This window comes from Novosphingobium sp. Chol11 (assembly GCF_945870625.1).
Classification (GTDB): Bacteria; Pseudomonadota; Alphaproteobacteria; order Sphingomonadales; family Sphingomonadaceae; genus Novosphingobium.
Window position 1 is genome coordinate 1 of the sequence record NZ_CAMBTS010000134.1, and the last position, 6,804, is coordinate 6,804.

General features: G+C 58.8%; 7 protein-coding genes. 4 read left to right on the plus strand and 3 right to left on the minus strand.

All coding sequences use genetic code 11. The features are described 5' to 3' along the window. Positions 1 to 42 precede the first annotated feature (42 nt). Positions 43 to 1,152: a LuxR family transcriptional regulator gene (locus tag Q0O40_RS14740; protein WP_295531517.1), complete on the minus strand. Its 1,110-nt coding sequence runs from the start codon at positions 1,150 to 1,152 to the stop codon at positions 43 to 45. Between the two features lie 89 nt (positions 1,153 to 1,241). On the opposite strand from Q0O40_RS14740, the gene cysD reads away from it, so the two are divergent. The 4 genes from cysD to traN all read left to right on the plus strand — a co-directional run bounded on the left by cysD (position 1,242) and on the right by traN (position 5,368). Further along, the gene (gene cysD, locus Q0O40_RS14745) at positions 1,242 to 2,171 is read left to right on the plus strand and encodes a sulfate adenylyltransferase subunit CysD (RefSeq protein WP_295531520.1); all 930 of its coding nucleotides are present in this window, start codon (positions 1,242 to 1,244) and stop codon (positions 2,169 to 2,171) included. After that, positions 2,171 to 4,084, plus strand: coding sequence for a sulfate adenylyltransferase subunit CysN (cysN, locus tag Q0O40_RS14750; protein ID WP_295531521.1), 1,914 nt, complete (start codon positions 2,171 to 2,173; stop codon positions 4,082 to 4,084). Before cysD ends, cysN begins: the two co-directional genes overlap by 1 nt. Positions 4,085 to 4,104: 20 nt before the next feature. Further along, positions 4,105 to 4,851, plus strand: coding sequence for a 3'(2'),5'-bisphosphate nucleotidase CysQ (locus tag Q0O40_RS14755; RefSeq protein ID WP_295531532.1), 747 nt, complete (start codon positions 4,105 to 4,107; stop codon positions 4,849 to 4,851). Positions 4,852 to 5,200: 349 nt separating this feature from the next. Beyond that, positions 5,201 to 5,368, plus strand: coding sequence for a conjugal transfer protein TraN (gene traN / locus Q0O40_RS14760; RefSeq protein WP_295531523.1), 168 nt, complete (start codon positions 5,201 to 5,203; stop codon positions 5,366 to 5,368). Between the two features lie 193 nt (positions 5,369 to 5,561). On the opposite strand, the gene Q0O40_RS14765 is transcribed toward traN, so the two are convergent. Together Q0O40_RS14765 and Q0O40_RS14770 are read right to left on the minus strand one after the other, a co-directional pair. After that, on the minus strand, positions 5,562 to 5,987 hold the full coding sequence (locus tag Q0O40_RS14765) for a hypothetical protein (RefSeq protein ID WP_295531526.1): 426 nt from the start codon (positions 5,985 to 5,987) through the stop codon (positions 5,562 to 5,564). Positions 5,988 to 6,034: 47 nt separating this feature from the next. Next, a partial coding sequence (locus Q0O40_RS14770) for a hypothetical protein (protein ID WP_295531528.1) occupies positions 6,035 to 6,804 on the minus strand: 770 nt, incomplete at its 5' end.

Here is a 6,804-nt window from a genome sequence, read left to right on the forward strand (position 1 = left end):
TAGAGCGAAGCTTTTGGCTTGGCGCAGCCTTGCCTTGCGGTGTCAGGCCAACGGGGTCAGCCCGCTGAACAGCAAGCGGACAAGGTCGGCCTGACCGCGCGTACCGGTCTTGGCGTAAATGCGCCGAGAATAGTTGCGTGACGTCTCCGTGGTAAGGTGCAGGCGCGCGCCGGCCTCGACAATCGTCTCGCCCGAAAGAATGCCAAGGGCGAGTTCGGCTTCGCGTTGCGATAGGCCGTGTACTGCAGCGATGGTGGCGATGGCGCTGCGTCCGTTCGTCTTCGCTGCCACGCGCAGGGTCCCCATCACCGCTGGAATCGCGCTTGGTATTGGCAGCGAGAGTTCGGCCCGGCGCAGCAGCAGAAACAGGGCGCGATGCCGGTCCAATGCGATGATCCTTTCGGTACCGGGAGGGCCATGCGCGATGGCGGCGCAGGCGTCTTCCACCTGGCGGGCGATTTCAGGGAGGATCTGAAGTCTCCGCCCCGGTCGACCGGAGGGATCCTCGGCGATCGGCAGGTTGGCCTCGGAAAGCGGATCTGCTGCTATGATCCGGCCATCGCGATCGAGGGCAAGTTGCCCGACCCCAAGGCGGGCCAGCGCAGCCTGCGCCATTTCCGTCTGCAGGATCTGCTCGGATCGGCTCACCTGGGCGCGCAGTGCCACCGTGAACAGCGGTGCGATCGCACTGAGGGTGGCGACCGCGGCTGCCGAGAAGTCCTCCCGCTCGCGCACCAGCACCAGCCAGGCATCTGCTGTTCCGGCGGAGACGCGCAGGCACCGGCCATAGCGAATGCCCATGGCATCCAGTTCGGTCCGCTGCGCGTCAAGTTGTTCGGGATTGTCGTAATCAAGCAGTTCTTCAAGGCTGTAGACGCGCTCAGGCCGCAAGCTTCCATAGGGATGGAGGCGCAGCGCGGTTATCCGGCGAAAGTCGAGCGGTGGTTCCTGGCTCGCTCTGGGTGCCGCAAAATGAAGGACGGTAGGCTCCTGGCTGGGCATGGCATTGGCGAGCGTGATGATCAGGAACGCCCTGCGGGCATAAGTCCGTGCGGCGAGGTTGCGCATGAAGGTGCCCCACGGCGGGCTTTCGGATATCCCTTCGATAAGAGGGAGAAACAGTTCGCGCTGGTCCGCTGAAATGAAGGTCATGGATTTTGCTCCCATATGAGAGCTTCGCAGTCAACGCGACTCGGCGATGAGCGCGGCAACGCACAGCGAAAGAGAGAGGGTCATAGCTGATGGCTGACTTGCATGCGAAATCCACGCTCACCCACATCCAGCGCCTCGAGGCCGAGGCGATCCACATCATGCGCGAGGTGGTGGCCGAGGCGACCAACCCGGTGATGCTCTATTCGGTAGGCAAGGACAGCGCGGTGATGCTGCATCTGGCGCGCAAGGCCTTCTACCCAAGCCAGCCGCCGTTCCCGCTGCTCCATGTGGATACCACGTGGAAGTTCAAGGCGATGTACGAACTGCGCGAGCGCATGGCGAAGGAGAGCGGCATGGAGCTGCTCGTCTACCAGAACCCTGAAGCGGCCGAGCGCGGGATAAATCCGTTCGACCATGGCCCGCTCCATACCGACATGTGGAAGACCGAGGGGCTGAAGCAGGCGCTCGACAAGTGGGGCTTCGATGCCGCTTTCGGCGGCGCGCGGCGCGATGAGGAGAAGAGCCGCGCCAAGGAGCGCATTTTCAGCTTCCGCACCGCCTCGCACGGCTGGGACCCCAAGAACCAGCGGCCCGAGCTGTGGAACATCTACAACGCCCGGAAAAACAAGGGCGAGAGCATCCGGGTCTTTCCGATCTCGAACTGGACCGAGCTCGATATCTGGCAGTACATCCGCCTCAACGATGTGCCGATCGTGCCGCTCTACTTCGCGGCCAAGCGGCCGACCTTCGAGTGGGAAGGCGGCCTGTTCATGGCCGACGACTTGCCACGGCTCGAGAAGGTTCTGGGCTATCGTCCTGAAATCAAAGAACGTTCGATCCGCTTCCGCACGCTGGGCTGCTTCCCGCTGACGGGCGCGGTCGAGAGCGCGGCGACCACGCTCAACGAAGTGATCCAGGAAACGCTGCTCACGACCACCAGCGAGCGGCAGGGCCGCGTGATCGACAAGGACGCCGGCGGTGCCGGCATGGAAGTCAAGAAGCAGCAGGGGTACTTCTGATGTCGGGAACGGATGTGATCTATCAGACCGAGGCGCTGATTGCCGAGGACATCGAGGCCTACCTCGATCTGCACCAGCACAAATCGATGCTGCGCTTCATCACCTGTGGCAGCGTGGACGACGGAAAATCCACGCTGATCGGGCGCTTGCTCTATGATTCTAAGATGATCTTCGAGGATCAGCTCGCAGCGCTCGAGAACGACAGCAAGAAGGTGGGGACGCAAGGACAGGAGATCGACTTCGCGCTGCTGGTCGATGGCCTCGCCGCCGAGCGCGAGCAGGGCATCACCATCGACGTTGCCTACCGGTTCTTCAGCACCGAGAAGCGCAAGTTCATCGTGGCGGATTGCCCGGGCCACGAGCAGTATACCCGCAACATGGTGACCGGCGCGAGCACGGCGGACCTGGCGGTGATCCTGATCGACGCGCGCAAGGGCGTGCTGACGCAGACGCGGCGGCATTCCTATCTGTGCCACCTGATCGGGATCAGGAACCTTGTTCTCGCAGTCAACAAGATGGATCTCGTCGGCTACAGCCAGGACGTCGACGACAAGATCATCGCCGACTATGCCGAGTTTGCAAAGTCGATCGGCATTGAGACTTTCACCGCGATGCCGATCTCCGGCTTCAAGGGCGACAACATCACCGCGCCAAGCGAGAACACCCCTTGGTATCGCGGCCCGACGCTTGTCGACCATCTCGAAACAGTGGAAGTAAACTCGGCGCGCGATGCACAAAAGCCTTTCCGCATGCCGGTGCAATGGGTGAACCGCCCCAATCTCGATTTCCGCGGCTTTTCCGGTCTCGTTGCCACTGGCACGGTCAAGCCCGGCGATGAGGTGCGGGTGCTGCCTTCAGGCAAAACCAGCAAGGTCACCCGGATCGTCACGCTGGATGGCGATCTTGAGGAAGCTGTCGCCGGCGAATCGGTGACCGTCTGCTTCGCCGATGAGATCGATTGCTCGCGCGGCAGCGTGATTGCAGTTGCAGCCAATCCGCCGCAGGTAGCAGACCAATTCGAGACGACATTGGTTTGGCTGAATGATGAGGCCATGCATGTCGGGCGAAGCTATTGGCTGAAGCTCGGTGCCCAGATGGTCTCCGCCACGGTGCAGCAGCCCAAGTATGCCGTTAACGTCAACACGATGGAACGCATCGCTGTAAAGACGCTGGATCTCAATGCCATCGGGGTAGCAGAGATAACCACTGACAAGGCAGTGGTGTTCGAAGCTTACGCCGATAATCGTGCCTTGGGCGGGTTCATCCTGATTGACAAGATGACCAATGCGACCGTCGCGGCTGGCATGCTGAACTTCTCGCTGCGCCGCTCGCAGAACGTGCACTGGCAGGCGCTCGACATCAGCCGCGAGGCGCATAGCGCGCTCAAGAACCAGCAGCCTGCAGTGCTTTGGTTCACAGGCCTCTCGGGGTCGGGCAAATCGACGATTGCCAACCTCGTCGAGAAGAAGCTGCACCGCATGAACCGGCACACGTTCCTGCTCGACGGCGATAATGTGCGCCATGGTCTCAACAAGGACCTGGGCTTCACCGAGGCCGATCGCATCGAAAACATTCGCCGTGTTGCCGAAGTCGCAAAGCTGATGACCGATGCGGGCCTCATTGTGATCACGGCCTTCATCAGCCCGTTCCGCGCCGAACGTGAGATGGTGCGTGGTCTCATTGCGGATGGTGAGTTCCTCGAGGTCTTTATCGACACCCCGCTTTCCGTCGCCGAAGAACGCGACGTCAAGGGACTCTACAAGAAGGCACGTTCGGGCCAGCTCAAGAACTTCACCGGGATCGATAGCCCCTATGAAGCGCCCATCAACCCCGAGATTCACATCGATACCACTGTGATGACACCGGAGGAGGCCGCAAACGTGATCGTCGACAAGCTGCTGGGAGATGCCTGATGGTCATCGAACCAGCACAGATGACCGATGCCGATCTGGCAGCAAACCTCGCGCAAGTGGCTGGCAAGCTTCTGCTCGATGTGCGGGCCTCGGGCATGCTCAGCCTAAAGGCGCTCGGCAAGGCGGGGGATGCAACTGCCAACCAGTTCCTCGTCCATGCGATCAGAGAGCAACGTCCGGAAGACGGCCTGCTGTCCGAGGAGGAGAAGGACAATGCCGAGCGCTTGAGCCAGAGACGCGTGTGGATAATCGATCCGGTTGATGGCACCCGCGAATATGGCGAAGCACGGGCGGACTGGGCGGTTCATGTAGGTCTTGCCATTGATGGCGTTGCCACGATCGGCGCCGTGGCACTGCCGGGCGCCGATGGAGAGAAGGGACTGGTGCTGCGGACCGACCGTCCGAGCGCCGTTCCGCAAGCGCCGGAAGTGCTGCGCATGGTCGTAAGCCGCACCCGCCCAGCGCGGGAAGCCACCGAAGTGGCCATGAAAATCGGTGCAGAGCTGGTGCCAATGGGTTCGGCGGGAGCCAAGGCCATGGCCATCGTGCGCGGTGAAGCCGACATCTATTTGCATTCGGGTGGCCAGTACGAGTGGGATTCCTGCGCGCCGGTTGCCGTGGCGCTCGCCCATGGCCTGCACTGCTCACGTATCGATGGCAGCCCGCTGATCTACAATCAGGCCAACGTCTACATGCCTGACTTGTTGATCTGCCGGAAGGAGCACGCACAGATGGTGCTTGACGAGATCGCCAAGGTTGCAGTCTGATTGATCTTACCCTGGGGAGCGAGCCGGCAAAATGACCGTTAATGTTGGCTAGGATGGTGTGAATTGGGTGCTGCTTGGCCGTGAGCAACACATTGAGTAACCTGACAGTCGCCAGCCTGATGGCGAAGCAATAAACATAAGCAATGATCAGCTTCGAGGTCGTGCCCATAGCGAATACTGTGAAGCCCTTGCTAACCCCGTTCTCTGGCGCACGATCTAGATGTGGAAATTGCCGATCCGGTACCACTTGTACTTCCGCAGCTTCCCGCCTTCAGCTTTGGACAGGCGGCTGAGGCCGGGCCATCGCGCGGCGGTTGCGCAGCGCCTAGTGCGCTGACTGCAGCACTACATGCTGGGAACGCAGACCTTTGCGGGCGGTGGCTGCACCGACTGCGATCCCGTCACCCGCACAGTCGGCGGCATGTCCATAACCCGGCCCTGCTGGGCGTGGGAGCGCAGCTACACCTGTGCGACCTACGCGGCGAAGCAGGACTGCTCGGAGGTGGCTGCAGCGTGAGGACACCAGGTTGAGCCATCTTTGAAGATGTCGAGCGCGCTCGACGCTGTGCAGGCATGGTAGGGAGCCGGTGCATCGTCGCAGTCGTGAATGGTCGGTTGGCCCGGCTGATCGGTGCGTGATGAAGGTTGGCTGCTGGTTTATGTGCTGGCCTGCTGCAGCGCGGAAACGCTTGACTGAGCTTGCTGGGCAGTCAGGCCGCGCCAGACATCAGATGGTAAAGGTGGCGCTCGATTTGCGTGTCGATGTCCACGGTGTCAATTATCTCTCCACCGTCGCTGCAGCTTACGGCGTTGAAAATCCGCGATATGTTATCCGGAAGTTCTTGTATTTCGACATCGCAACCGTCGGTTTGAACTAGCTGGTCAATAGCCGCCTTTATAAGTTTAGCGATAAATTGAGCCGCAAGTGCCCGTGTCTGTTCGTCTTGGGCATCAGGGATGATCTTATCGATCATATCCTGCGCCATGAGTAAAGCGCTGAATGCGCTATCAATTCGGCCGGCGACTGTTCGAATTTTTTCTATGCAACGTTCTTGTCTTTTGAGCAGGGCTCCCGATGCCTGCTTCCAACCTTGATGGTATCCTGCCCGGCGGCTCTGACAAGGCAATTTGCCCATTTTGGGCATCAGACCTTCGATGGCTGCGCAGCAAAGGAAAAGCAGAATCAGTCTGGCATATTATTCAAATCTTCTTGTAATAATATGTATCTCTTCATCAAGTACTCTCTTAAATCCTTCGTCAAATCATCGTCTCCATATTGAGCTGGAAAAGTGTATCCCCCCTTTGTTTTATGCATAAATTTCTTTGTTCCAAGGCTTTCGAGCTTTTGTCTTGTGGTTTCTCGACTCATTCCTAGCTGGTTCTGAACAAATTTTACACTAATAGATGGCCTATATTCATTGGGAAGTGCAAAATTTTCAGTTCCAAAATTTACTCGAGCAAAGTTGCTTGTTTTTAATTCTCTCACAGTTTGTGTCACAATGACGCAAATTATCGCAATTTCATCGGGAGATAGGCCCTTATTCCTGCAGCAGTAGCAAAGAAAATCGCTTATAAAATCACAAATTACAAGAGAAATGTACCTGGTGCTTTTGATTTCCATGAAATTTTCCAAGCGGGATGTGGTCGCATTTGTTGTCAACAAGACTATGGAAAGCCCGTGAACGCCGTCTGGGCAATCGAGAGCACGCGGTTTTTTGCTGTCGCTAGGCAAAGGGCCACCGGCGAGCGCAGATCCAGTTGTCATTTGTCTTGATTGTTGCCGGGGTGTTCGCGTCGTGGGAGGCATGCGCGCGCTTCCATACGCCGGGCATGCCCATGATGTGGAGCGGCTACCGCAGACTTTCTTACGGGCGATACTGCGCATTTGACCGGCATCGTATTTGTGCTCATCAACATGAGCGTCATGCCTAATGTCGCGACCGATTGCAATTT